Origin of the sequence: Acidihalobacter yilgarnensis (assembly GCF_001753245.1) — a bacterium.
Lineage (GTDB): Bacteria > Pseudomonadota > Gammaproteobacteria > DSM-5130 > Acidihalobacteraceae > Acidihalobacter > Acidihalobacter yilgarnensis.
The window spans coordinates 90,607-113,913 of record NZ_CP017415.1; the positions used below are offsets into that span (position 1 = coordinate 90,607).

At 62.9% G+C, this 23,307-nt stretch carries 20 protein-coding genes; 8 read left to right on the forward strand and 12 right to left on the reverse strand.

The genetic code is table 11. The features are described 5' to 3' along the window. From spoT to soxA, 4 genes are all read left to right on the forward strand, one after another. Complete coding sequence (spoT, locus tag BI364_RS00465) at positions 1-2,187, forward strand: bifunctional GTP diphosphokinase/guanosine-3',5'-bis pyrophosphate 3'-pyrophosphohydrolase (RefSeq protein WP_070077088.1); 2,187 nt, start codon at positions 1-3, stop codon at positions 2,185-2,187. Between the two features lie 69 nt (positions 2,188-2,256). Then, complete coding sequence (locus tag BI364_RS00470) at positions 2,257-2,640, forward strand: RidA family protein (protein WP_070079783.1); 384 nt, start codon at positions 2,257-2,259, stop codon at positions 2,638-2,640. A 57-nt stretch (positions 2,641-2,697) separates the two neighbouring features. After that, positions 2,698-4,779, forward strand: coding sequence for an ATP-dependent DNA helicase RecG (recG, locus tag BI364_RS00475; protein WP_267887987.1), 2,082 nt, complete (start codon positions 2,698-2,700; stop codon positions 4,777-4,779). A 105-nt stretch (positions 4,780-4,884) separates the two neighbouring features. Further along, on the forward strand, positions 4,885-5,748 hold the full coding sequence (soxA, locus tag BI364_RS00480; RefSeq protein WP_197495783.1) for a sulfur oxidation c-type cytochrome SoxA: 864 nt from the start codon (positions 4,885-4,887) through the stop codon (positions 5,746-5,748). 507 nt (positions 5,749-6,255) lie between these two features. Here the strand turns inward: soxA and BI364_RS00485 are convergent. Then, a complete protein-coding gene (locus BI364_RS00485; protein WP_156782574.1) occupies positions 6,256-6,702 on the reverse strand; it encodes a DsrE family protein in 447 nt (148 codons plus the stop codon). Between the two features lie 160 nt (positions 6,703-6,862). Between BI364_RS00485 and nfi the strand changes: the two genes are divergently transcribed. Further along, positions 6,863-7,570, forward strand: a complete 708-nt coding sequence (nfi, locus tag BI364_RS00490; RefSeq protein WP_083251069.1) for a deoxyribonuclease V — start codon at positions 6,863-6,865, stop codon at positions 7,568-7,570. A 90-nt stretch (positions 7,571-7,660) separates the two neighbouring features. Further along, positions 7,661-8,680 (forward strand): CHAD domain-containing protein, encoded by a 1,020-nt coding sequence (locus BI364_RS00495; protein ID WP_083251070.1) that lies wholly within the window; start codon positions 7,661-7,663, stop codon positions 8,678-8,680. On the opposite strand, the gene BI364_RS00500 is transcribed toward BI364_RS00495, so the two are convergent. After that, entirely contained in the window at positions 8,641-9,003 is a 363-nt protein-coding gene (locus tag BI364_RS00500; RefSeq protein WP_070077093.1) for a Rieske (2Fe-2S) protein, read from the reverse strand. The genes BI364_RS00495 and BI364_RS00500 overlap by 40 nt on opposite strands. Further along, positions 9,000-9,890 carry a PfkB family carbohydrate kinase gene (locus BI364_RS00505; protein WP_070077094.1) on the reverse strand — a complete coding sequence of 297 codons (891 nt, stop codon included), beginning with the start codon at positions 9,888-9,890 and terminating at the stop codon, positions 9,000-9,002. The genes BI364_RS00500 and BI364_RS00505 overlap by 4 nt, the downstream gene beginning before the upstream one ends. 77 nt (positions 9,891-9,967) lie before the next feature. Between BI364_RS00505 and BI364_RS00510 the strand changes: the two genes are divergently transcribed. Both BI364_RS00510 and BI364_RS00515 read left to right on the forward strand, forming a co-directional pair. Next, complete coding sequence (locus BI364_RS00510) at positions 9,968-10,369, forward strand: YybH family protein (RefSeq protein ID WP_083251071.1); 402 nt, start codon at positions 9,968-9,970, stop codon at positions 10,367-10,369. Next, entirely contained in the window at positions 10,366-10,794 is a 429-nt protein-coding gene (locus tag BI364_RS00515; protein ID WP_070077096.1) for a nuclear transport factor 2 family protein, read from the forward strand. Before BI364_RS00510 ends, BI364_RS00515 begins: the two co-directional genes overlap by 4 nt. Here BI364_RS00515 and BI364_RS00520 read toward each other — a convergent pair. The 9 genes from BI364_RS00520 to BI364_RS00560 all read right to left on the reverse strand — a co-directional run bounded on the left by BI364_RS00520 (position 10,763) and on the right by BI364_RS00560 (position 23,248). Next, on the reverse strand, positions 10,763-12,808 hold the full coding sequence (locus BI364_RS00520) for a putative bifunctional diguanylate cyclase/phosphodiesterase (protein ID WP_197495784.1): 2,046 nt from the start codon (positions 12,806-12,808) through the stop codon (positions 10,763-10,765). The two genes, BI364_RS00515 and BI364_RS00520, sit on opposite strands and share 32 nt — an antisense overlap. Further along, positions 12,766-13,527, reverse strand: a complete 762-nt coding sequence (locus BI364_RS00525; protein WP_070077097.1) for a CHASE domain-containing protein — start codon at positions 13,525-13,527, stop codon at positions 12,766-12,768. Before BI364_RS00525 ends, BI364_RS00520 begins: the two co-directional genes overlap by 43 nt. Then, entirely contained in the window at positions 13,524-14,516 is a 993-nt protein-coding gene (locus BI364_RS00530; RefSeq protein WP_070077098.1) for an ABC transporter substrate-binding protein, read from the reverse strand. Before BI364_RS00530 ends, BI364_RS00525 begins: the two co-directional genes overlap by 4 nt. A 135-nt stretch (positions 14,517-14,651) precedes the next feature. Then, positions 14,652-15,929 (reverse strand): mechanosensitive ion channel family protein, encoded by a 1,278-nt coding sequence (locus tag BI364_RS00535; RefSeq protein ID WP_070077099.1) that lies wholly within the window; start codon positions 15,927-15,929, stop codon positions 14,652-14,654. Further along, a complete protein-coding gene (locus tag BI364_RS00540) occupies positions 15,926-17,200 on the reverse strand; it encodes an AmpG family muropeptide MFS transporter (protein WP_233279552.1) in 1,275 nt (424 codons plus the stop codon). Before BI364_RS00540 ends, BI364_RS00535 begins: the two co-directional genes overlap by 4 nt. A 74-nt stretch (positions 17,201-17,274) precedes the next feature. Then, positions 17,275-18,825, reverse strand: a complete 1,551-nt coding sequence (locus tag BI364_RS00545; protein WP_070077100.1) for an HD domain-containing phosphohydrolase — start codon at positions 18,823-18,825, stop codon at positions 17,275-17,277. 39 nt (positions 18,826-18,864) lie between these two features. After that, positions 18,865-20,412 (reverse strand): PAS domain-containing sensor histidine kinase, encoded by a 1,548-nt coding sequence (locus BI364_RS00550; protein ID WP_070077101.1) that lies wholly within the window; start codon positions 20,410-20,412, stop codon positions 18,865-18,867. 169 nt (positions 20,413-20,581) lie between these two features. After that, positions 20,582-21,367, reverse strand: coding sequence for an exodeoxyribonuclease III (locus BI364_RS00555; protein ID WP_070077102.1), 786 nt, complete (start codon positions 21,365-21,367; stop codon positions 20,582-20,584). 42 nt (positions 21,368-21,409) lie between these two features. Next, positions 21,410-23,248, reverse strand: coding sequence for a cation:proton antiporter (locus tag BI364_RS00560; protein WP_070077103.1), 1,839 nt, complete (start codon positions 23,246-23,248; stop codon positions 21,410-21,412). Positions 23,249-23,307: the final 59 nt, after the last annotated feature.

Sequence of the window (23,307 nt, forward strand, 5' to 3'; positions counted from 1 at the left end):
ATGGTTGACCTCGTCACCCCGCCGCAGCCGAATGCCGCGCCTGGTGTAAACCGGGGGGATTCCACGCGCTTTCTGGTCAGCGATCTTTGCAAGATACTGGAGGTCTACCTGCCGCCTGAGCAGGTGCGCGATGTCTATCGCACCTACTTATTTGCGGCCGAGGCCCATATCGGGCAGAACCGGCAGTCCGGCGAGCCTTATATCTTCCATCCGCTGGCCGTAGCGCGCGTTATGGCCGGGATGCGGATGGACCATCACAGCATCATGGCGGCCATCCTTCACGACGTGATGGAGGATACCCCGGTCACCAAGGATCAGCTGCGCGAGACCTTCGGCGAGGAAGTCGCCGAGCTGGTCGATGGCGTGAGCAAACTGACGCATCTCAAGTTCGAATCGCACGCCGAGGCCCAGGCCGAGAACATCCGTAAAATGATGATGGCCATGGTGCGCGATCTGCGCGTCATCCTGGTCAAGCTGGCCGACCGTCTACACAACATGCGGACTCTCTCCGCGTTGCGCCCGGACAAACGTCGACGCATCGCCCGCGAAACCCTCGAAATCTATGCGCCCATCGCTCAGCGCCTGGGTATGAATGCCCTGCGTCGAGAGCTGGAAACCCTTGGCTTCGCAGCGCTTTACCCGATGCGTTACCGCGTTTTGTCGAACTCCGTCGAGCGTGCGCGCGGTAGGCGTAAGGAGTTGATGCAGAACGTCGAGGCCGCTATCGTCAGGCGCCTGGAAGAGACCGGTATCGAGGCGCGGGTCGTGGGGCGGGAGAAGAACCTCTACTCGCTCTACCGCAAGATGCGGGGCAAACGGATGCCTTTTTCCGAGGTGTTCGACGTCTTCGCCATCCGCATCGCAGTGGCCGACATCGATACCTGCTACCGCGCGCTTGGCATCACGCACAATCTCTACAAGCCGGTGGCCGGACACTTCAAGGACTACATCGCCATCCCCAAGGCGAACGGTTACCAGTCGCTGCATACCATTCTGTTCGGCCCGCACGGTATCCCCATCGAGGTACAGATACGCTCCGACGAGATGGACCGGGTAGCGGAAAGCGGCATCGCCGCACATTGGCTTTACAAGGCGGGCGAGGGGGGGAACGCCGGTGCGGGCACACAGGCGCGTGCGCGCGAATGGCTCAAGGGAATCCTTGAGATGCAGCAGCGCGCGGGCAGTTCGCTCGAATTCCTGGAAAACGTCAAGGTCGACCTGTTTCCTGACGAGGTCTACATCTTCACGCCCAAAGGCGCCATCATGGAACTGCCGCGTGGCGCGACGGCCGTTGATTTCGCTTATGCGGTGCACTCCGATGTCGGCAATACCTGCGTCGCCGCCAAGATCGACCGCCACTTGGCGCCGCTGTCCTCACCGCTCGAAAGCGGACAGACCGTGGAAATTATCACCTCGCCGACCGCGCGCCCCAATCCCGCATGGCTCAATTTCGTGGTTACCGCGAAGGCGCGTACGGGTTTGCGCCACCGTCTCAAGAGCCTGCAGGGTGATGAAGCCATCGCGCTGGGGCGGCGGTTGCTGGACAAGGCGCTAAGCGCTGCCGGCCAAACCCTCGAATCGGTCGATACGGGGCGGCTCGCCGATCTGTTGACGACCTGGGGGCTGACGGATCTGAATGCATTGCTCAACGATGTCGGCCTGGGCAACCGTCTGGCGCCACTGGTCACGCGGCGTCTGCTGGGCGAAGGCGAAGAAGGCGATACTCCGCAAACTCATGGCGGTAAACCGCTGGTGATCCGCGGTAGCGAAGGCCTGGTGTTGACCTTCGCCAAGTGCTGCTACCCTTTGCCCGGCGACCCCATCGCCGGCGTGCTCAGTGCGGGCCGAGGGCTGGTGGTACACCGCGAAACTTGCCGCAATGTGCTCGAATTCCGTGCCAAACCCGACCGCTGGATGCCCCTGCAATGGTCGGATGAGCCGAGTGGTGAATTTGCCGCGGCCATTCGTGTGATGGTCTCGAATCAGCGCGGGATGCTGGCACAGATCGCGGCACGTATCGCAGAAACCGATTCGAACATCGAAAACGTCTCCTTCGAAGAGCGAGACAGCATGCTGACCACGATGACTTTCGTGTTGAGCGTGCGCGACCGTCGGCACCTGGCGCGTGTCATGCGCCGTCTGCGTGCCGTACCCGCGGTCAACAAGATCACGCGCGTGCGCGGCTGATGGGATGGGATGACCGACCGGCGGATTCCCGGTAACCTGTGCCGCTCCGACAAACAAGAGCGCAGCGCCATGAAAACCGAAGTCATTTTCACAGACAAAGCCCCCAAGGCCATCGGCACCTATTCACAGGCGATTCGAGCCGGCGATACGGTTTATCTGTCCGGCCAAATTCCGCTCGATCCCGCGACCATGGAACTGGCTGGCGACGATATGGAGACCCAGATCAAGCAGGTCTTCGATAACCTGTCGGCGGTTGCACGTGCCGCCGGTGGCAGCCTGGCCAACGTGGTCAAGCTGAACATTTTTCTGACCGACCTGGCTCACTTCCCCATGGTGAACCAGCAGATGGCCGAATATTTCACCGAACCCTACCCGGCGCGCGCCGCCGTCGGCGTCGCTGCCCTACCGCGCGGGGTGGGCGTGGAAATGGAAGCGGTCATGGTGCTCGGCTGAGCCAGGAGGTCGGGGACTCGGCGCCGCACCCGGCGACGGGACACCGATCTTCACAGCATAATGACCGCCTTGAGCCTGCAATCGCCGGTCGCCGCCATGAAGGGGGTGGGTGAGCGGCTTGCCGAACGCCTCGCGCGGCTTGGTATCGAGCGTGTTGAGGATCTGTTGTTCCATCTGCCGCTGCGCTATCAGGACCGCAGCCGCTTGAGTGCGCTCGGTGGGTTGCGTCCCCAGCAGGAAGTATTGGTACAGGGACGCGTGACGCATGCCGAAATTGTGGTGCGTCGTCGACGTGCGCTGTTGGTCCGCATCGCGGATACCAGCGGCCAAATCACACTGCGTTTTTTCCACTTCGGGTCCACTCAGCGGCAGCACCTGGTACCCGGCCAGTGGGTGCGAGCGTTCGGCGAGGTACGGCCTGGGCTCGCCGGCCTCGAAATGGTCCATCCGGAATATCGGGTGCTGGTTGAAGCCGACGACGAACCCCTGGAGCGAACCCTGACGCCGGTCTATCCGACCACCGAAGGCGTCGGACAAGCGACCTTGCGACGTCTCATCGGGCTGGCACGCGCCTATGGCGGGCTACACGAGTGGTTGTCCGAGTCGCAACTGCCGGAAGCGCTGCGCTACGGTCTGGGTGAGGCCTTGTCACTGCTACACACGCCACCGGTCGATGTCGATACCGTCGCGCTCATGGACGGTCGCCACCCCGCCCAGCGGCGCTTGGCCTTCGAGGAACTGGTGGCACACCAACTCGGTATGGCACGTCTGCGGGCACAGGCGCGCGCGGAGCCGGCACCGCCACTGCCCGTACCCACGGCGGAAGACTTGAGCCGTCGCTTCGTGTCGAACCTGCCCTTTGTGCTGACCGATGCGCAGTGTCGTGTCATCGATGAGATCGCGACGGACCTTGCCTGCCCGCACCCGATGCTGCGGCTGGTACAGGGCGACGTGGGTTCTGGCAAGACGGTGGTTGCGATGGCGGCCTGCCTGCAGGCGGTGGCGGGGGGCTTCCAGGCTGCGCTGATGGCGCCGACCGAACTGCTGGCTGAGCAGCATTATCGCAATGCCGAGGGATGGTTGGCACCTCTGGACGTGCGCGTGGTGTGGTTGTCTGGGCGGCTGCGCGAGGCGCAGCGTAGCGAGGTGTTGGCCGAACTGGAGGATGGACGGGCATCGATGGTGGTGGGCACCCACGCGTTATTTCAGGACACGGTGCGTTTTGCCCGTTTGGGGTTGGTCGTGATCGACGAACAACACCGTTTCGGCGTACACCAGCGACTGGCGTTGCGCGAAAAAGCGATTGCGGGCGGGTTGTACCCGCACCAGCTGGTGATGACCGCGACCCCGATCCCGCGCACGCTGGCGATGACCGCGTATGCGGATTTGGACTATTCGGTAATCGATGAATTACCGCCAGGCCGCAAGCCGGTCGTGACGGTAGCCATTCCGGATACACGTCGTCCCGAGGTGGTCGAGCGTATTCACGCAGCGGTGGAGCGCGGCCAACAGGTCTACTGGGTCTGTACCCTGATCGAAGAATCCGAGGTGCTGCAGTGCGAAACCGCCGAGGCAACCCATGCGCTGCTCACCGAGGCATTGCCAGGCATCGCCGTGGGATTGGTGCATGGCCGGCTGCGTGCCGCAGAAAAGGAGGCAGTGATGCGGGCCTTCAAGGAGGGTGCGCTGGATCTGTTGGTGGCGACCACCGTGATCGAGGTCGGCGTCGACGTGCCGAACGCGTCATTGATGGTTGTCGAGAACGCTGAACGACTGGGTTTGGCACAGTTGCATCAGTTGCGCGGCCGGGTCGGTCGGGGCGCCACGGCTTCGAGCTGCGTCCTGCTTTATCATCCGCCCCTGGGGGAGACTGCACGTCGACGATTGCAGGTGATGCGCAAGACCCAGGACGGTTTTGAGGTGGCCCGCCATGATCTGGAAATTCGTGGCCCTGGTGAGCTGCTGGGCACCCGGCAAACCGGACTTGCGCACCTGCGGGTGGCGGATATGGTGCGGGACGGCGATTTGATTCCAGCCGCACTTGATACCGCGCACGTGCTCGCAGCCGAGGCACCGGCGGCGACCGATGCGCTGATTCGACGTTGGGTGTCCGGTGGGATTCGCTATGCCCAGGTTTGACCAGAGCTTTAACTGCTTGCAGCACACGCGGCAGGGCTGGCTATAATCAACCCATTGGGCGTGCCCAAAGTATCCATAAAATGTTATCGATCTGAAGGAGGCGCAATGAGAACAATGTTCAAGGGAGCAGGAGTTATCGGGGTCATGGGGGTGGTTGCGGCGATGTTGGGCGCGCCGATGGTGGCACAGGCCAGCCCGGAGCAGGACCTCAAGGCATTTCGCCAGTTCTTCGAGCAGCGTTTCCCAGGCGTGCCGCTCAAGGCCTATGCCCAGGGCGAGTGGATACCGGGCATCAATACCGAGGATGCGATCAGCCAGTACAAGAGCATCATGCAATTCCCGCCGCAGGACGAAGGCATTGCGGCCGGCAAGCGCTTGTTCGACAAGCCCTTCGCCAACGGCAAGACCTACGCGAGCTGCTTCCGTAACGGCGGCAAGGATATCCGTCAATACTACCCTTACTTCGACAAACAAACCGCTCAGGTGGTGACGCTGGAAGGCGCGATCAACGAGTGCCGAGTCAAGAACGGCGAGAAGGCGCTGCCTTGGCAGAAGGGTAAGCTGGCCGAGTTATCAGCCTATATGGCGAGCACCTCCGACGGCAAGCTGATGCATGTCAGTGTACCCAATGAACCGGCAGCTCTTGCCGCCTATGCGCGCGGCAAGGATTTCTTCTATGCCAAGCGTGGGCAGCTCAATTTCTCCTGCGCTGCCTGTCACATGGCCCATGCTGGCCAGAAGTTACGCACGCAAACCCTCAGCCCGGCCTTGGGCATGCTCAACGGCTTCCCGGTATATCGCGCCAAGTGGAGCAATCTCGGCACGGTCGATCGTCGCTTCATCGGCTGTAACAAACAGGTCCGAGCCAAGCCCTTCAAGCCCCAGAGCGTCGAATACCGTGATCTGGAGTATTTTATTTCCTATATGAGCAACGGCGTTCCCATTACCGGTCCAGGTTATCGCAACTAAGTTAGGCCATGTATGCCGTCGTTAGACGGGGCTGAATGCCCCGTCTAACGTTCGCGCCACTCCCACTTCTCAACTTCCCCTCGCACGGTTTTGCACGGTGCCAGATCGAGGTATGTGCGGCGCCCGTTGCATCTGCCGATAGTCAGGTTGCTGCGTGTTTCGCTCATTGAGGCAGCATTCTCAATGAGTTGTGCAGCTCTTCATTTGAGATAGGGCAATGTGGGGTTGTGGACGCTATCTGGCGTCGTCGATGCCACAGAGGGAGGTGTCGCCGAGATGACCTGGATGGGCGGGGGTTCTAGGTTCCCGCAAGAAGGGCGCAAGTTGCAGGCATGCGCCTAGAACTGGGTCCGTGCCTGTAGCGCGACCAAGGCTTTGCGAGATCGTACAGTTTTTGTGCTGCTGCTATGTTGGTAGACCTAGATTAGAAGCGGACCGGACCGGGGATGAGGGAGAGGAGAGCCCGGCAGTTTCTGATGGTACCGCCGGGCCACGCCAAATCGATACCTATTCCTTGATTTCGGTCCATCCCTCATTGTGCCGTTTGACGATTTCGGCAATCGCGCCGGGCACGACGGTTACGCCGCTGGCGAGTTGAGCCTTGGTGATGTGCATGGCCTTCATGGTCTGATGGCAGGCGGAAAATTGAACGCCGTACATCGACAGACTCTGAATATCTTTGGCGTAGGGTGAATTCTTCAGCAGAAATTTGATACCAGGCCCCCAGGCGATGACTTCGGCATGGGCATGGTCCATACCGACTACTTTTTCCATGGTGCTCAGATTATTGATGGTGATGGCCCACTCGGCATGATTGTTCTGATTGACCTCGAGCAATACCTTGAATGGACCCGGACCCCAGGGTGGGGTCTTGTGGGTGGCGGCCATGACCGCTGTGCTGCCCATGGCGCATAGACCGAGTACGAGTGAAGCGACTTTAAGGCGATAATTCACGACTGTGCTCCTGGCTGGTGGTGGCTTTGTTGGGCTGGGATGCCCTTGGTTTGTTCGGCCTGTGGCCTAGACGCTCTGTTGGCGCCTTGTGTTCAATCCGCGACGAGCGGCCCCCGCCGGACGGTTTGAGTGCCCGCTGAAAATACGGATTCAACACACTATGACGCAAAAACACGAAATTTTAATCCATCCGTGGATGGTCGATCCGGCGGAGGCGCGTCGTATTCAGGTCCGGCTTTGCACAGCGGTATCGCTGATGGATGATTTCGGCGTGTTGCGGCAAGTGGCGGGTGTCGATGTCGGTTTCGAAGAGGGCGGCGCGATTACGCGGGCTGCGGTGGTGGTGTTGCAATGGCCGTCGCTGGTGCTGGTGGAGCAGATTCTGGCTCGGCGTCCAACGCAGTTTCCCTATGTGCCGGGTCTGCTCTCGTTTCGTGAACTTCCGGCTGTACTGGATGCGTTCGAGCGCCTGTCTCGGTACCCGGATCTGGTGTTCTGCGACGGTCAGGGCGTGGCGCATCCGCGTGGGCTGGGCATCGCCGCGCACCTCGGTGTCTTGACTGGCTTGCCGTGTATCGGCGTGGGCAAGTCGCGTCTCGTCGGTACGCATGCCGAGGTGGCGAACGAGCGTGGTGCTTCCACGCCGCTGTATCTGGGTGATGCGCGGATCGGCTGTGTATTGCGTAGTCGCAAGGGTGTGCGTCCGTTGTTCATTTCGCCTGGGCATCGCGTCTCCCAGGAAACCGCGCCACGCTTGGTCATGCAGGCGCTCACGCGCTTTCGTCTGCCTGAGCCGATCCGGGCTGCGCACCGCCTGGCCTCCGCTCCGGCCATTGCCCGCGCTGCTGCCAGAATGTCGGGGCGTTGAATCCGGCATAGTTGATCTGGCGCAGGAAACACCACCACGGTTGACGCTAAGGTGCGATCAGGGGCGATTTTGATCACATGGCGAGGCGTCATGGCCACGGGAAATACACCGATAGGGATAAGTACGGCGCATTTGCTCAGGCGGCAATTAAAGGCCGCAGATCAGGCTTTGACTCGCCTGGGTTCAGGCGATACCGGCGAGGCTCTGCACGATTTCAGGGTGGCGGTTCGACGGATACGCAGCCGATTGAGATTACATCGGGACGATATCAAGGGTACCCGACACATGCTGCGTGATTTGCACAAGCTGATGCGCGACAGCGACACGACGCGTAACGCCCAGGCCTGGCTGTCGCTGCTGGATGTGTTGGCGGAAGGCAGTACACGGCAGGAATCCGAGGGCGTTGCACAGATTCGCGGGCGCTTGGTGCTACACCTGCGCGAGGCGGCGGATCAGACGCAAGTGGCGATACGGGCACGTTACCCACCGCTGCGCGATGCCTTGTACGAATGGGCTGAGATCGTTGCCCGCCATGCCGGACCGGACGTCGGTATGGCGGCGTTGTTCCAGATGCGGACCGCCGACGTGTGGCGGCGCCTGGAGACGGCCTTGTCGCCGCTCTGGCCCGATATGGAGGATGAGCCATCGCATCATGCGAGATTGTTGGCCAAGCGCCTGCGATACCTGCTCGAATCCGATGAGACGGTCTATACGCGGGCGAGTATTGACGGCGTAATAGAGGCCCTCAAGCCACTGCAATCGCTACTCGGGGAGTGGCGCGACTCGCAATTTTTTGGTGCTTGGCTGACCGATGCGGCAGCGGCGTCGTGCGGGGCCCACGCCCGCGAGATGCTCGTCGCCGCCCTGCGCGAGGATGTGCGCGGTTTTGCAATTTTGCAGGAGCATGAGGGTTTACCTGGTCTGGTCTACCTTGCCACCCGGTTGAGTGCTCATCTGGCGGTTTTACGCGTCGGTCTCAACGCGTGGTTCGCCGGCGAAGGGCATACGCTGTTGCGTCAACGTATGGCTGCTATTCAGAAGGTTCCACATGGTGGGGAGATGGATCCGCTTCAGGCCTCGGCGCAGGAATCGGACGGCGGTTTGAGATAGATGACGCCGCCACGCACGCTCAGCGGTACGGCGGCGAGCCGGTCGCCGAGGCAGGGACCGGATATGCACAGGCCGTCGCGAATGCGGAAGCGGGCACCGTGTGTGGCGCAGATGATATGCCTGTGGTCTCGGTCGAGCACCTCGCCAGGCAGCCAATCCAGCGGGGTGCCCAGATGAGGGCAGTCGTTGAGATAGCCATGCACGGCGCCATGGTGACGTATGATCATGATCGATACCCGTCGACCGTCGTAATCGGTTTCAAGCGTGGCGCTGCCCGGTTCGGGCAACGTGTGTAGGTCGAGCAGCGCCGTCTCGCCGTTCACGCCCGCGCGCCGTCGGCCAGGTGCGAGAAACCTTGTCCTGTGACCTTGCGCCCGGCCAGGGTTACCGCGCGCCGCAGTGCTTCATCGAGCGTCGAACCGGTGGCCAGTGCCTCGATCAGACCCGCATTGAAGGCATCCCCGGCGCCCAATGTATCAACCACTGGCCCAGAGCGGACGGCCGATGCATGGATCGCCTCGGCGGGCGCGCGTCGGTCCGCGGCCAGCGCCCAGGCGCCATCCTCACCCCAGGCGCAGACCAGTGCTGCGCGCGGGGCGAGAGGACGCAGCGCAGTTAGCAGCTCGCTTGCGCACGTGTGTCCGAGCGCAAGCGCGTAGGCGCGGCTGAAGATTAGGACATCAGCCTGCGGGAAAAGCTGATCGAGTCCGGGTCTGGGTTTCTCGATCTCGATGGAGATGGGTTGATCGAGTAGGCGCCCGCGTGCGTGACGCAGCATGTTGTTCGTTTCGGGAACGTTGCGGCCTTCGAAGTGCAACCAGTCGAAGCGTTCGATGGGCAGAGCCTTGAAATGATGACTGCTCAGCTCGGGCAGCTCGCGGTAGTGCACGATGGTGCGAGAGCCATTGATGGCATTGAGCGTGATGTAGGAAGTCGGCGTGGTCCCACTTGCGCATGGGCAGTGTGCGTGGTCGATGCCGTCGGCATCCAGTGTCGCGAGAATATGTTTGCCGCCGGGGTCGTCGGCAAGATGGGCGAGGAGTTCGGTGCGGTGCCCCAGGCCGGCAAGTATGCGGGCAGCGTTGAGGGCGTTGCCGCCGGGGCTGTGTCGGCTCGCGCTGGCGCGCAGTTCCTCGTCTTCGGCGGGGTAGTGATCGACCGTGTTGACGATGTCCAGCGTGGCGATGCCGGTCAGCAGGAACAGGCTCATGCGGGTGACTCTGTCGTTGTTGGGCGGCATAACCTACCATAGTTGCCGCCATACCCCGAGATTGTGGAGGTCCCGCTTTGAACAAGCCCGAGGATGCCGAGCGCGCGTTTTATGAGGCCTTCGTGATACATGACCTGGATGCGATGATGCGGGTGTGGGCGCGCAGCGACGCGATCGTCTGTATCCATCCGGGGATGCCGCGCCTGGAAGGTGTGGAGGCGATCCGTGCGAGCTGGGCCGAATTGTTCGATGTCGCGCAGGCAGTACCGGCAAAGCTCCAGATTCAACTCTTGTCGCGTACCCGGTCAGAGGTCGTGGCGGTACATGCGGTCATGGAGCGCTTCACGGCTGAACGCGAGACGGGCTTGGTGTTCGCGATCAACGCCTTCAGGTTGGATGGGGAGGGTTGGCACCTCGTATCGCATCACGCCTCGCCCGGCTGGACCGAGGCGTCGGTGACACGGGAGGCATTGCATTGAGCGGGTTCGCCACGGCAGAGGCCTGCGAGGCCGCGTATTACGCCGCGCTGCAGGCCGCCGACGCGGAGGCGATGATCGTGGTCTGGGCGGATATGCCGGAGGTGGTGTGTATGCACCCAGGGCCGAATGCGCGGCCACAGATCGGTTTTCGCGCCGTGCTGGAGGGTTGGCTGGGCGTATTCTCACGTGCCTTGGATGTACGCATATTGCCGGTATGCCTCTGGCGGGAGGGCGACGCCAATCTAGCCGTGCATGTGGGCGAGGAGCGCATCGTGCGTGCCGGCGAACTTGCCCCGAGCGGACTGCTGCATTACTGCAATACCTATCGACGTTTCCCCGAGGGTTGGCGCATGGTGGCGCATCTGGCCACTCCACAGGCCGCATCGGTTATACCTATACCGCGGGTGTCCCAGGGTCTGCACTGAGCGCGCGGGCAGGGGGCGCGAAGGGAGAGGGACGCGGGCGCCCGATGTGGTAACCCTGAACGTAGTCGACGCCGATTTCGCGCAGTAATGACAAGGTGGCCTCGTCCTCGACGGATTCGGCGATGATGAGTAGCCCGAAGGCGCGTCCGATCTCGCAGAAGGACTCGACCAGGCTGCGGTCGGTCTGATCCTGCAGCATTCCGCGCACGAATTCACCTTCGATCTTGAGGAAGTCCACGGGCAGGCGCTTAAGGTAGGTGAACGAACTCAGTCCGGCGCCGAAATCATCCAGCGCGAAGCGTACGCCGCGTGCGCGCAGCTGACGGATCAGCGTCTGCGCGCCATGCATATTGGTGATCGCGGCCGTCTCGGTGATTTCGAAGCAGATTTGCCCGGGACTGACGCCATGGCGACGTAATCGATCGAAGATGTAGTTCGCCAGGTGAGGGTCGCCGACGGATTGTCCAGACAGGTTGATCGAGTAGAGGGTGTCATGGAGGTTGCCGGCGCTGCGTGCGACCAGGGCGAGTGCTAGGTCGATGACGCGCCGATCCAGCTCGGCCATGAGCTGATACCGCTCGGCGGCGGGTATGAACAGATCGGGCGAGGCAAGGCTGCCGTCGTCCAAGTGCATGCGCAGCAGGAATTCATGCATCTCGCGCGGGCGCGCAGTGTCATCCAGCGGCAGCATGGGCTGGGTATAGAGCACGAAGCGATCGTCGTGCAGCGCTTCTTGCAGACGTGTTAGCCAGAGCATCTGCCCCGAGCGTTGCGCGATCGCCACATCGCCGGCCTCGTAGACATGGAGGTTGTTGCGTCCCTTGTCCTTGGCGGCGAGGCAGGCGAGGTCGGCCTTGATCAGCAGGTCGCCGGCATCTTGCCGGGCATCCGTGACCATCACCAGGCCGATACTGGCGCCGATGTTGAAGTGCTGCTGCTCCCAGGCGAATTCGAAGGCGCGGGCGGCTTCGATCAGGTGTTCGGCGACCTGCTGAGGCGCCATTTCGGCGTTGGGCAGCAACAAGATACCGAATTCATCCGCGCCCAGGCGTGCGAGCACCGTGCCGGAGGGCAGGGCAGTGCCGAGCAGCCAGGCAAACTGGCGTAGCAATTCGTCTCCCGCGCGATGCCCGGCGGTGTCGTTGACCAGTTTGAAGTGGTTGAGATCGACCTGGCAGAGCGCCCCGTTTGGGCTGCCGGGTTGGCACAGGCTCAGCCATTGGCGCAGATAGGTCTCGAAGCTGCGACGGTTGAACAGGCCGGTCAGGGGGTCTCGGGTGGACTGGTAGTCGAGCGCGGTTTCCAGCTCGCGCTCACGGCTGAGATCGCGTAACACCAAGGCGAGCCCGCCCGGTATGGCGTTACGGCGGGTCAGCGCGGAGAGTCGTATTTCCACGGCGTGATTGCGGCCGTCACGCGCCAACAGAAGTCCCACCATGGCATTGGCCATCTGCGTTGTGGGGCGCTTGGCCTCGGTGGGTAGCGGTTTTTGCGTGCGTTCGTCCAGTAGTGGCGCGATTTCGCTGAGTGGGTGGCCGATGGCTGCTGCCATCGGCCACCCGGTTAGCCGCGAGGCCACTGGGTTCATGAATTGCACGCGCATTTCCGTATCGGTGGTAATCACAGCATCGGTAATCGAGCTCAGGGCGATCTCGGCTTGTTCCCGACTGTGCGCCAGTTCCCCTTCTATCGCCCACTGGGCACGTTGTGCATGGCGGCGCAGTCCGGTGACCCAGCCCAAGGCACCGATCAATATCCAGGGTAGGAGGGCGGCGGGCAGGATCGTGCCGAGTCGGAGATCGGATAGATTCGTGTGGCGGCTCAGGCGGATCAGGAGATGGTGGTGGTCGACCATCAGTTCGCGTTGGATACGGTAGCTGGGTAGCCAGTGCGAGAGGAAGTCACCTGCGTTCGCGGCGGTGTGGAAGGCGATTTGAGTGCCGTTTCCGTGATTGCCCAGGTTGCGGATATTCAAGCCCCATTGCGGGTGACTGGCTTCGATGTCACCGAGCATGCGGGGGAAGTCCACCGAGACCATGAACATCCCGCTGAGCTGGCGTTGACGCTCGCGGGCGTCCGATAGCCGTAATAGGTGGCCATTAGCGCCAGATAGCCGGGGTGGCTGCCATTGAAACGCGGCACGCTGACGACCGCCATTCGGCCGCTTTGGACTGCGTATTTGACGGCCCCCGCGATACGCGGGTTGCTCAACAGGTCTGCGCCGAGATAGGCGGCGTTGTGAGGCGTCAATGGGGCGAGAAAACTGACGACCAAGGTTGAAGCATCGAGCGGAATGTCGCCGCTGGGCTCGCCGAGTGGATGGATACGGAATTGCGGATAGCCGCGCGAATGCATTTGTGCGACGTAGGCTCCGCGTTCGCTCGCGGATAGCCAGCGCAGATAGGCGAAGTTCGAAAAATACGGGTAGCTGCGCAGGAGAGCGCTGCCTACGGAGAGGAGTTGATGTGCATTGTGCAGGGCACTTGCCTGATAGAGGCCGGATAGCGGCGTCAGTACGGCGCGATCGGCGGCGAGGCGCTGTGAGATCAGCTGGACGATACTGGTGGCTTGGGTATCGTAGACGCGACGCGATTCGCTTAGATTGAGCCAGCCGATCGCGGCGGCGAGTAGCAGGCTCAATGTCACTGCGGTGATCAGGCCTGCGCTGATTTCCGCCCAGGAGAACAGGCGGGCGTTTCTCGCTTCCAGTTCGCCTTCGGGAGGTGTGTTCATTGAGGATCTGCCCGCTTGGCTACGCTGGCGATCCAGCTGGGCAGGCGAATGTCAGCAGCCTTGAGAAGCGCGGTATTCTGCCATTCGTCCCAGTCCTGGCTGGGAATGATCGGAATGCTGGACGGCCGACTGCCCTTGAGGATGGCTTCGGCGACGGCTGCCGCCCAGTGCCCTTCTTCTTCCGCGCTGCGGGTAAAGCCGAGCATGGCGTAGGGCATCATCCACGTGTAGGTGGTCAGGGTCAGGCGATGGTTGTCATGCCTGACGGCAACCCGTGCGCGGGTCGGGTCCCAGTCGCGGATGCCGGCAGGAGAACCGAGCAGGATGAAATTGGCCGCGTGCTGCGCCTGTCTCAGGGCCTCGATCCACTGGGTGCCGGTTTCCACCAGCATGGGCACGACGCGAATACCCAGCGGAGCCGCTGTTTGTGTCAGAGCCGTCAGATCGCGCCGTTCGGTGACGGTGTCCGCTGCCAAATAGGCCAGTACGTCGCCATGGCGCACGATGGTTTGCGCTGCTTCCAACAAGGGGTGGAAGGGCGCACGTTCGATCATGCCCGTAGCGTTCGGCCAGGGCAGTCCGTAGGGCGCGACCGATGCGTTGATTCCCGCGAACACTACGGGGATGTTGGTGCCGCGCAGATAGGGCAGGGCGACATAGCGCATGGCGTTGTCGTCGAGGGTGATGACCACGTCAGGACGCCAGCTGCGAATCAGAGAGTCGATTTCGCGCGCCGCTGCAGTGAGCTGTGCGGGTGCGGGGCGGCGCTTGCTGTCCAGCTCGCTGACGCGTATCCGGCAGTGCGATGCAAGTCCGGCGCGCAGCGCGGCCAGCTCGCCGTCGCTCCACGCGTAGCCTGAATGGTAGGAGGAGACGATCAGGCAGCGTGGCGGATTGCTGGCCAGTGCCTGGGCCGCGAAACATAGCAGCAGCGTGCCCAGGCCCAAGGCAAGGCTGGTAAATCGTGCGTGGCCGATCCGGTCGGTCATGGCGTGCCTTGGCGTGTCGTGGTGTCGTTATGGCCAATTCTCTTGCCTATGAGTCTAGCGGCTCGTGGCGGTCTGGGCCGGATGTTAGCAGAGCGCCGCATGACTGCCGATAGCCAAGTCTCTGTCATGACGGAATTAATCCGCATCCTGCTCGCCACGGCGGGTGTCGTGTAGATACACCACGCGCTGCGGGTAGGGAATGGTGATGCCATGCGCCTTGAAGGCGCGCCAGATATCGAGATTGAGCGCCGAGCGGATGTTGTTCACCCCGGCCTCCGGGTCGGCGATCCAGGCTCGTAGCTCCAGGCGCATGCCGTTGTCCTCGAAGGAGAGCAGACGCGCGCCCGGCGGTGGATCGTCAAGTATGCGCGGATGCGTGCGGGCGATCTCCTCCAGCAGGCGCATGGCCAGTTCGGGGTCGTCGTCATAGCTGATCGTGACCGGGCTCTTGAGGCGAACCTTGCGGTCGCTGTAACTCCAGTTGATGACCTGGGAAGTGATGAGGTTCTCGTTGGGTATCAGCGTCTCTACGCCGTCGCGGTCGCGGACGACGATGTAGCGCGCGCGCAGCTCCTGCACCCAGCCGAAGCGGTCGCCGATGCTGATCACGTCGCCGGGGCGGATCGAGCGATCAAACAACAAGATGAAACCGCTGACGAGATTGCTGGCGATGCGTTGCAGCCCGAGTCCGAGGCCAACGCCGAGTGCGCCGCCGAAGACGGTGAAGGCGGTCAGGTCGATGCCCACGAGGTTCAGGCCCAGCAGCAACCCGAAGGTCAGCATCGCGAACTTGATGACCTTGGCGATGCCGACACGCAGGCTGGCGCTCAGCCCACCGGCGGCCATGATCTGGCGCTCGATGGCGCTACCGATCCACCAGGTCAACAGGAAGACGACGCCGATCAGGGCGGTGGCTTTGAACAGCGTCAGCAGGGTGATGGGGTGTTCGCCGGGCGTCAGATGCACGCGCGCCAGCGTATCCCCGAGCGGCCCAAGCCAGCCGAGCAGGTGCAGCGCAACCACTGCCCAGATCGACAGCCCGGCGATCTGTTCCCAGGCGCGTAGGGCAGGGCCTGGTCGCAACCCCTGGCGCAGGAAATACACAAACAGCCGGATGGCGGCCAGCGACAGTAGCAGGGGCGTCATCAGTTCGAGTATTTCGCCGGGCCGGTGTGCCGCCTGCAGCGCGAGGCTACCACTCAGGGTGACGACCAGTGCCGCGAGGGGGAAGGCCAGGCGTTCCGAGCCACGCAGCAGAATGCGTCTCAGGCTACGCTGCGAGGCGTTACCCATGGCCTGCGCGACGCGCTGGGTGGCCAGGCGATGGGCCAGCCAACCCGAGGTCAAGGCCAGGGCGACGACCGCGAGTTGCCAGAGGCGATCCGGGGTGAATGTGGCGGTGATCGCGTTCATTCGCGGTTTGCCTGCGTCGCGTCAGCTGGTGCGTCAGATGCCGGCTGCAGCCAGTCGCGAAAGCGCCGCAGCAGGAGTAGTCCGGGGATGGCCAGCAGGGCGCAGACGATGAAGAAATCGGCCCAACCGAGGCTGGCGGCCATGTAGCCGGTGCTAGCAGCAAGCAGGGTTCGCGGCACGCCCATGAGGCTGGTGAGCAACGCATACTGGGTGGCGGTGAATTCGCGGTTGGTGAGATTGGCCATGAAACCGATGAAGGCTGCGGTGCCCATGCCGCCGGTGAAGTTTTCAAAGGCGATGATCACCGCCAGCCAACCGATCACCGGTCCGGTGTACACCAACCAGGCGAAGCCCGCGGTGGAAAGTGCCTGCAGCAGCCCGAACAGCCACAGCGCACGGTACTGACCGATGCGCAGAATGCCAATACCGCCGGCGAAGCCGCCGAGCACCGTGGCCCAGAAGCCGAAGAGCTTGACCACCGTGCCGATGTCCGCCTTGGAATAGCCAAGCTCCAGATAGAACGGCGTGGTCATGGTGGTGGCGAGGGTATCGCCAAGCTTGTAGAGCAGGACGAACAATAAGATCAGCACTGCGTTGCGCCGCTGCGTGAAGAATTCCACGAAGGGCCCGACCACGGCCACGCGCAGGCTGGGCGGCAGGGGGCGGTGGGTGACCGGTTCGGGGGCGAGCAGCGTGGTGACGAGGCCAGGCAGCATGAGCGCCGCCATGGCGGCGAAGGTCAGCGCGAAGCCGGCGTACTGCGCCATGATCAGGCCACCGCCAGACGCCACCAGCATGCCGACGCGGTAGCCCCAGACATACAGCGAGGCGCCGAGGCCCTGCTCATCGTCGGCGAGGGATTCGCGCCGGTAGGCATCGATGACGGTATCCTGCATGGCCGAAAACAGTGCCACCAGTAGCGCGAACACGGCGACTTCGGTGAGGTTGCGGTGCGGGTCGGTTTGACCCAGCAGGAGGATTGCGAGGGCGAGGAGTAGCTGCAGGGCGAAGAGCCAGCCGCGCCGCCGGCCGAGCAGCGGCGGGGCGTAGCGATCCATCAGCGGCGCCCACAGGAATTTGATCGTGTATGGGATGCCGACAAGGGCGAACAGGCCGATCTCGCCGAGGGACACGCCGGCCTGGGTCAGCCAGGCCTGCAGTAGGGTCAGCGTGAGCAGCAGCGGCAGGCCTGAGGCGAAGCCCATGAGCGCCGCTACGATCATGCGGCCGGTGAAGAATTCGCGCAGGAGATCGACGTAGCTGGGCTTCAATGTCGGCGTCCGGGTAGCATCGCCGACATGATACAGGTCAGCGACGCGACGGGGATGGTGCCCCGATGGGTTTGTTATGCGGTGTCCGGCAAACGCTCGTGAATCGCCAGGAACTCCTGAATGCGGTCCAGCATCAAGTCGGTCAGCCTGGGGTCGAATTCGCTACCGCGTCCGTCGCGCAGGACGTCGAGTACCTGTTCCAGCGGCCAGGCGTCCTTATAGCAACGTCGCGAGAGCAGGGCGTCGAAGACGTCGACGAGTTTGGTGATACGCCCGTAGATCGGGATGTCCTGACCGTCGAGCCCACGCGGGTAACCCTGGCCGTCCCAGCGTTCGTGGTGGCTCAGGGCGATTTCGGCCGCCGCCGCAAGCCAGCGGGAGTCGTGGGTGATCAGCAGTGCATGGCCGGCGTTCGCATGGGTGCGCATCACTACCCACTCTTCGTCCGTGAGCGCGCCCGGTTTGTTGAGCACGGCGTCGGGGATCGCGATCTTGCCGACGTCGTGCAGCGGCGCGGCGGCGCGCAGCAGTTCGCATTCGGTCGTATCAAGGCCCGCCAGCTTGGCCAGGAGCGCTGCGCTTTCGCCGACGCGGCGTACGTGGTTGCCCGTCTCGCCCGAGCGCAGCTCGATGGCCTCGCAGAGTAGCAGCAGAGTCTCGCGCTGCATGCGTTCCATATCGCAGCTCAGGGTCAGCTGGTCGCGCGCCCGGCCGGTGTTCGCCAGCAACAGTTCGATGAATTTTGTGTCGGCGTTAGACAGTGGCGGCATGCCTTCGAGATAGATCACCTGACGCGGCTGGCATCGACTGGGGATGTAGCCGGCGAAGAGCCTGCCCTCGATCTGCGTGCTGCCGTTTTGCAAGGCACGCAATACCAACTGCAAGCCGTTGCTCGGTAACAGACTGGCCGGGTTCTGCCCGGCGCCGTGCAGGTAATGCCCGAGCGCGGCAACGATGTGCAGGTCCGGCTCGCTGATCGATTCCGCTTCGACGATGGCGGCCGATGGCGTTTCCAGCAGCAGGCCGCCATCGAGCACCCCGAGCAGCGAGGCCATTTCGTCGAGTACCGCGTGCAGCAGTTGGTCGATGGATTCGTGCGAGAACAGGCCTCCGCTCGCCTCGGCAACGCGTTCTAGACCGCGGCGGGAGCGTTCCAGCGTGGCCAGCGCGCTGAAGCCGCGTAGGGCGTTGATGACGACCGCGTACAGGCGGTTGACGTCCATTTCCGTCTTTTCGTGGTAATCGTTGATGTCGTAGTCGCGTACCACCTCGCGCTCGGGCGCTTGGCCGGGGTGCCCGGTGACGATCACGATACGCAGCTGGCTGTTGTCCTGCCGCTCGCGAATGGTGCGGACGAGGTCTAGCCCCGCGTGTTCGTTTTCCATCACCACATCGACCAGTGCGAGGGCGGTCTCGGGGTGCTCGGCGAGATCCGTCTCGGCCTCGGCGGCTGAGTAGCAGCTGACGATTTCCAGCGGGCGGTCATGGAAGCGAATGCCTGAAATGGCTAGGCGCACCGCCGAGTGAATATCTTTTTCGTCGTCGACCACCAGCACGCGCCAGGGTCGCCCGCTGACTTGGGGGGCGGCGCTTTCAGGAGCGAGACCTAGATTATTATTGCTCATGGGGCACCTGTTTATGGATAGACCAATGTGTCGTGACGGTTACCGCTGTGCTTCATTAAGGGTTGTTGCTGCTACCGCAAGAGGCTCTTCGTTCCGCAAGTCGGTCAGTGGGCGGCGGATGGTGAAGCAGACGCCGTGACCTGGTCGGCTTTCCAGCTTCAGGGTGCCGCGAAACAGCCCGGTCACGAGGTTGTGCACGATGGACAGGCCTAGCCCGTTGCCACCCTGCCCCCGGCGCGTGGTGAAAAAGGGTTCCAGTGCGTGTATCCGCACGGATTCGGGCATACCGCAGCCGTCGTCGCGATAGACGAGGACGGCCGATTCGGCTTCGCGATGCACCTGTAGTTGGATGTGCCCCGACTGAGTTTCCGTGAAGCCATGGGCCAGGGAATTCTGCACCAGGTTGATCAGGATTTGCGCCCAGGCATCCGGGTGGTCCGTCAGCGTGATGGATTCGGCACAGGTCAGGCTCATTTCGATCGGACGATGCCGCGTGAGAGGGCGGAGTGTGTCGAGTACTTCGTCGAGGTAGGCGCAAAGCTCGATGCGTCGAGGCTCGGCTGCCCGTTGGTCGGCGGCAACCTGCTTGAATTCGCGCACGAGGCGGGCCGAGCGCTTGAGGTTATTGGTGATCAGGTTCGCGGCATCTGCGGCTTCGTTGAAGTAATTTTCGAGTTCGGTGCGTGTCAACGTGCCGGCCGCCCAGGCCTCGCGCGTGCGGCGCGTGGCGTCCTGCAGGTAGCTCGCCGAGGTGTTGGCAATGCCGATGGGGTTGTTGACCTCGTGCGCGACGCCGGCGACCAGTCCGCTTAGCGCGGTCAGCCGTTCGCTGGCCTGGATTTCCATCATGCGTTGCACGGTGACGTCCAAGGCGAGGATCAATACTCCACGGACATGACCGTCGGGCGCCTGGTCGGGTGTGTAGCGGATCTCGAAGCGCCGGGTATCGCCGCCCGGTTCCGGAAGATCGGCCTCGAAGGCTTGTTCCTCGCCGCGCAACGCTTTTTCCAGATAAGGCAGGACAGTCGCGTAACGCGCCTCGCCGATGATTTCGCGGACGTGGTGACCCGGCAGTTGCTCGATGGGTATCGAGGAAAAAATCGAATAGGTGGCGCTGGCCAGGCGATAGCGTTTGTCTGGGGTGACGTAGGCGACCAGGGCGGGCACGCGGTCGATGACCAGACGCAGCATGTCGTGCTGGGTCCGGAGTTGCTGACGGTTTTGGTATTCCGTGGTGAGGTCTTGGATGAGTGCGATGAAACGCCAGCCGTCTGGTTTGTCGGCGCCCATGTCGCCTAGCGCCAGACGTATCGGGAAGACGCTGCCGTCGCGCCGTTTGGCCTCAACCTCGCGGCCGGTCCCGATCAATCGGGCCTCGCCGGTGGTCAGGTAGTGGCTCAGGTAGCCATCGTGTGCGGCGTGATGGGGGGCTGGGGCTAGTTCGCGCACATTGAGCCCTGTCCAGTCGGTCTGATCGTAGCCGAACAGCCGCGAGGCGGCGGGGTTGGCGTACAGGATCTCGCCCAGCATGTCGGCTGCGATGATGGCGTCAGGTATGACCGGTGCAACCAACCGCAGTGTATCCATTCGGGCCTGCACTCCAGAAGGAAGTTGCCGGTGAGCGGTGCTCAACGTGCTTGGTATATTTAGGTTGTAAGCTGCACTTATGGTGCGTCCGATTCAGTGTAGTTCGTACAGGTATAACGTCAAATGAACGTCATACTTGAGTGCCGTGGATGGCGAGGAGGGAGGTAGATCAGGTCAGTGGATTATCGTAGTCGATGGTCAACGGCGCATGATCCGAGAAGCGCTCGTCGCGGTAGATACTCGTGGCGCGGACCTTGCCGGCGAGCGACGGACTGACGACCTGGTAGTCGATGCGCCAGCCGACGTTCTTGGCCCAGGCCTGACCACGGTTCGACCACCAGGTGTACTGCTCTGGCGGTTGTTCAAGCTGACGGAAGACATCGACGTAGCCCAACTCGCCGAACAGGCGGTCCAGCCAGGCGCGTTCCTCGGGCAGGCAGCCGGAGTTCTTCTGGTTGCTGCGCCAGTTCTTGATGTCGGCGGCGGTGTGCACGATGTTCCAGTCGGCGCAGATCACGTACTCGATGCCGTTACTGCGTACGGCATCGAGGTGGGCATAGAGGCAAGCCATCAGGCGATATTTGACCTGCTGTCGCTCGTCGCCGGAAGAACCGGATGGCATGTAGAGGGAGATCACGCTCAGATTTCCGTACCGCGCCTCCAGCCAGCGTCCCTCGGTCTCGAACTCTGGGCACTCGGGGCATCCGAGTGAGGCCTCGATGGCGTCGGGCTTGCGGCGCGAGTAGATCGCCACGCCACTGTAGCCCTTCTTTTCCGCGTCCGAGTAGTAGCAGTCCCAGCCTTCTGGCCAGAACACCGGGTCGGTGAGCTGCTCTGCCTGGGCCTTGGTTTCCTGGATGCACACTACATCTGCGTGCTGCTGCGGCAGCCAGTCGAAGAAGCCCTTGCGGGCGGCGGAACGGATGCCGTTGGCGTTGAAGGTGATGATGCGCATGGGGCGTTAGTGTCGGCGAAAAGGGGGCAGTCTAGCATCGCCTCAAGCGCTTGCGGCATCGTCCGCAGCTGTCTCGCCCTCCACTTCCGGTGGCAGGGTCAGCGCGAGAATCGTCCAGTCGGCGCCGGGTCGGGTTTCGCTGTCGGCGGTGAATACGCGTAGCTCGCCCTTGGGTGTGATCGCGAACAGCGGCAGGGCGCGTCCGCCGTGCTTTTTGAGCCAGTCTTCGTGAGCGAAGTTTTCGGTGAGTGTGGTAGCGCGGATCTCGGCACCCTGGCTCACCAAGCTTTGCAGTTTGCGGTAGGAGGCGTCGTCACCGAAGAGCGGTCGGCCGCGGAATTCCGCAGCTACGGTGTGTTTGTGCCGGCGCTGCTCGTTCTCGGAGCTGGTGGGCAGGGTGTATACACTTTGTTGACCCAGCTCGCGGCGGTAGTACTGCGCGGCGAGTACGTTGAGATCGCCTTGCGGGGATAGCCCGAGCAGGCGGCCGATGCCGATCAGGTCGAGGTGGCGGTCGGCATGCTCGGATACGGGGTTGCCGTAGTAGGTACTCAGCCCGTCCATGCGCGCGGATTTGACGTGTTCCCAGTAGCTGTCGGCGAGGATTACGTGAAATCCGCGTTTTTGCAGGGCTCGCCCGATCGCGCGGGCGACCGGGTTGGCGCCGACGATTAGCAGTCCACGCGGCTCGGGTTCGGCAATGCCGAGGAAGCGCGCGAAGGGGCGCGCGGTCAGACTCTGCAGCACCACGGTGCCGATGATAACGAGGAAGGTCAACGGCACCAGTCGGTTGGCGTCTTGGTAGCCGAGTTCGGACAGCCGCAGTGCGAACAATGCCGAGACCGCCGCGGCGATGATGCCGCGAGGGCCGATCCAGGCCAGCAGGACCCGCTCGCGCCCGGTTAGCGGCGAGCCGAGGGTCGATAGCCACACCTTGAGCGGGCGCGAAACCAATTGCAGTACCACGAGCACACCCAGTGCGCCCCAGCCGATCTGCATCATTTGCCCGAGGTTGAGGCGGGCGGCGAGGATGATGAACAGGCCGGAGATGAAGAACATGCTCAGACTTTCCTTGAAGTCGAGGATGGCCTCGACCGGGATGCGTTTCATGTTGGCGAGCCACATGCCCATCACGGTGACCGCGAGCAGGCCCGATTCCGGCGCCAACATGTCGGCACCGGCGAAGACCGCGAACACGGTCGAGAGCGTGGCGACGTTATGCAGGTATTCGGGGATCAGATAGTGACGCAGCAACAGACCCAGTAGATAGCCTGCAAGGACGCCCAGTGTGCCGCCGACGAACAGGATCAGTGCAAAGGTCTCGATCAGGTGGCCGACGGCATTGGCGCCCTGGCTGGAGATGATGAACTCGTAGATCACCACGGCGAGCAGGGCGCCGATCGGGTCGATGACGATGCCTTCCCAGCGTAAGGCCTTGGACACCGCCGCATTCGGGCGCACGGTGCGCAGCATGGGGATGATTACGGTGGGCCCGGTGACGGTCATCATCGCGCCGAACAGGGCTGCAAGCGGCCAGTCCAGACCGACCAGCCAGTGCGCGGCGACGGCCGTTACGGTGCCGCTGACCAGCAGGCCGAAGCTCACCAGATTGCGCACCACCCGTTCGAGTCCGCGGATTTCGCCTAGGCGCAGGGTCAGGCTGCCTTCGAACAGGATGACCGCGACCGCGAGGGATACCAGCGGGAAGAGCAGGTTGCCGAACAGGCGGTCGGGGTTGAGCCAGCCGGTAATCGGGCCGAGCAGGATGCCGACGACCAGTAGAAAGAGAATTGCCGGCAGTTTGACTCGCCAAGCGATCCACTGGCAGAGGACGCCCAGTACTCCGATGGCGGCGATGGCGAACAGGGCGGATTCGTTCATGGGCGCGGGCAATGGTTGTCAGGAGAGCTGAGGCTACTCTAGCATGTCATTGTGTCCCC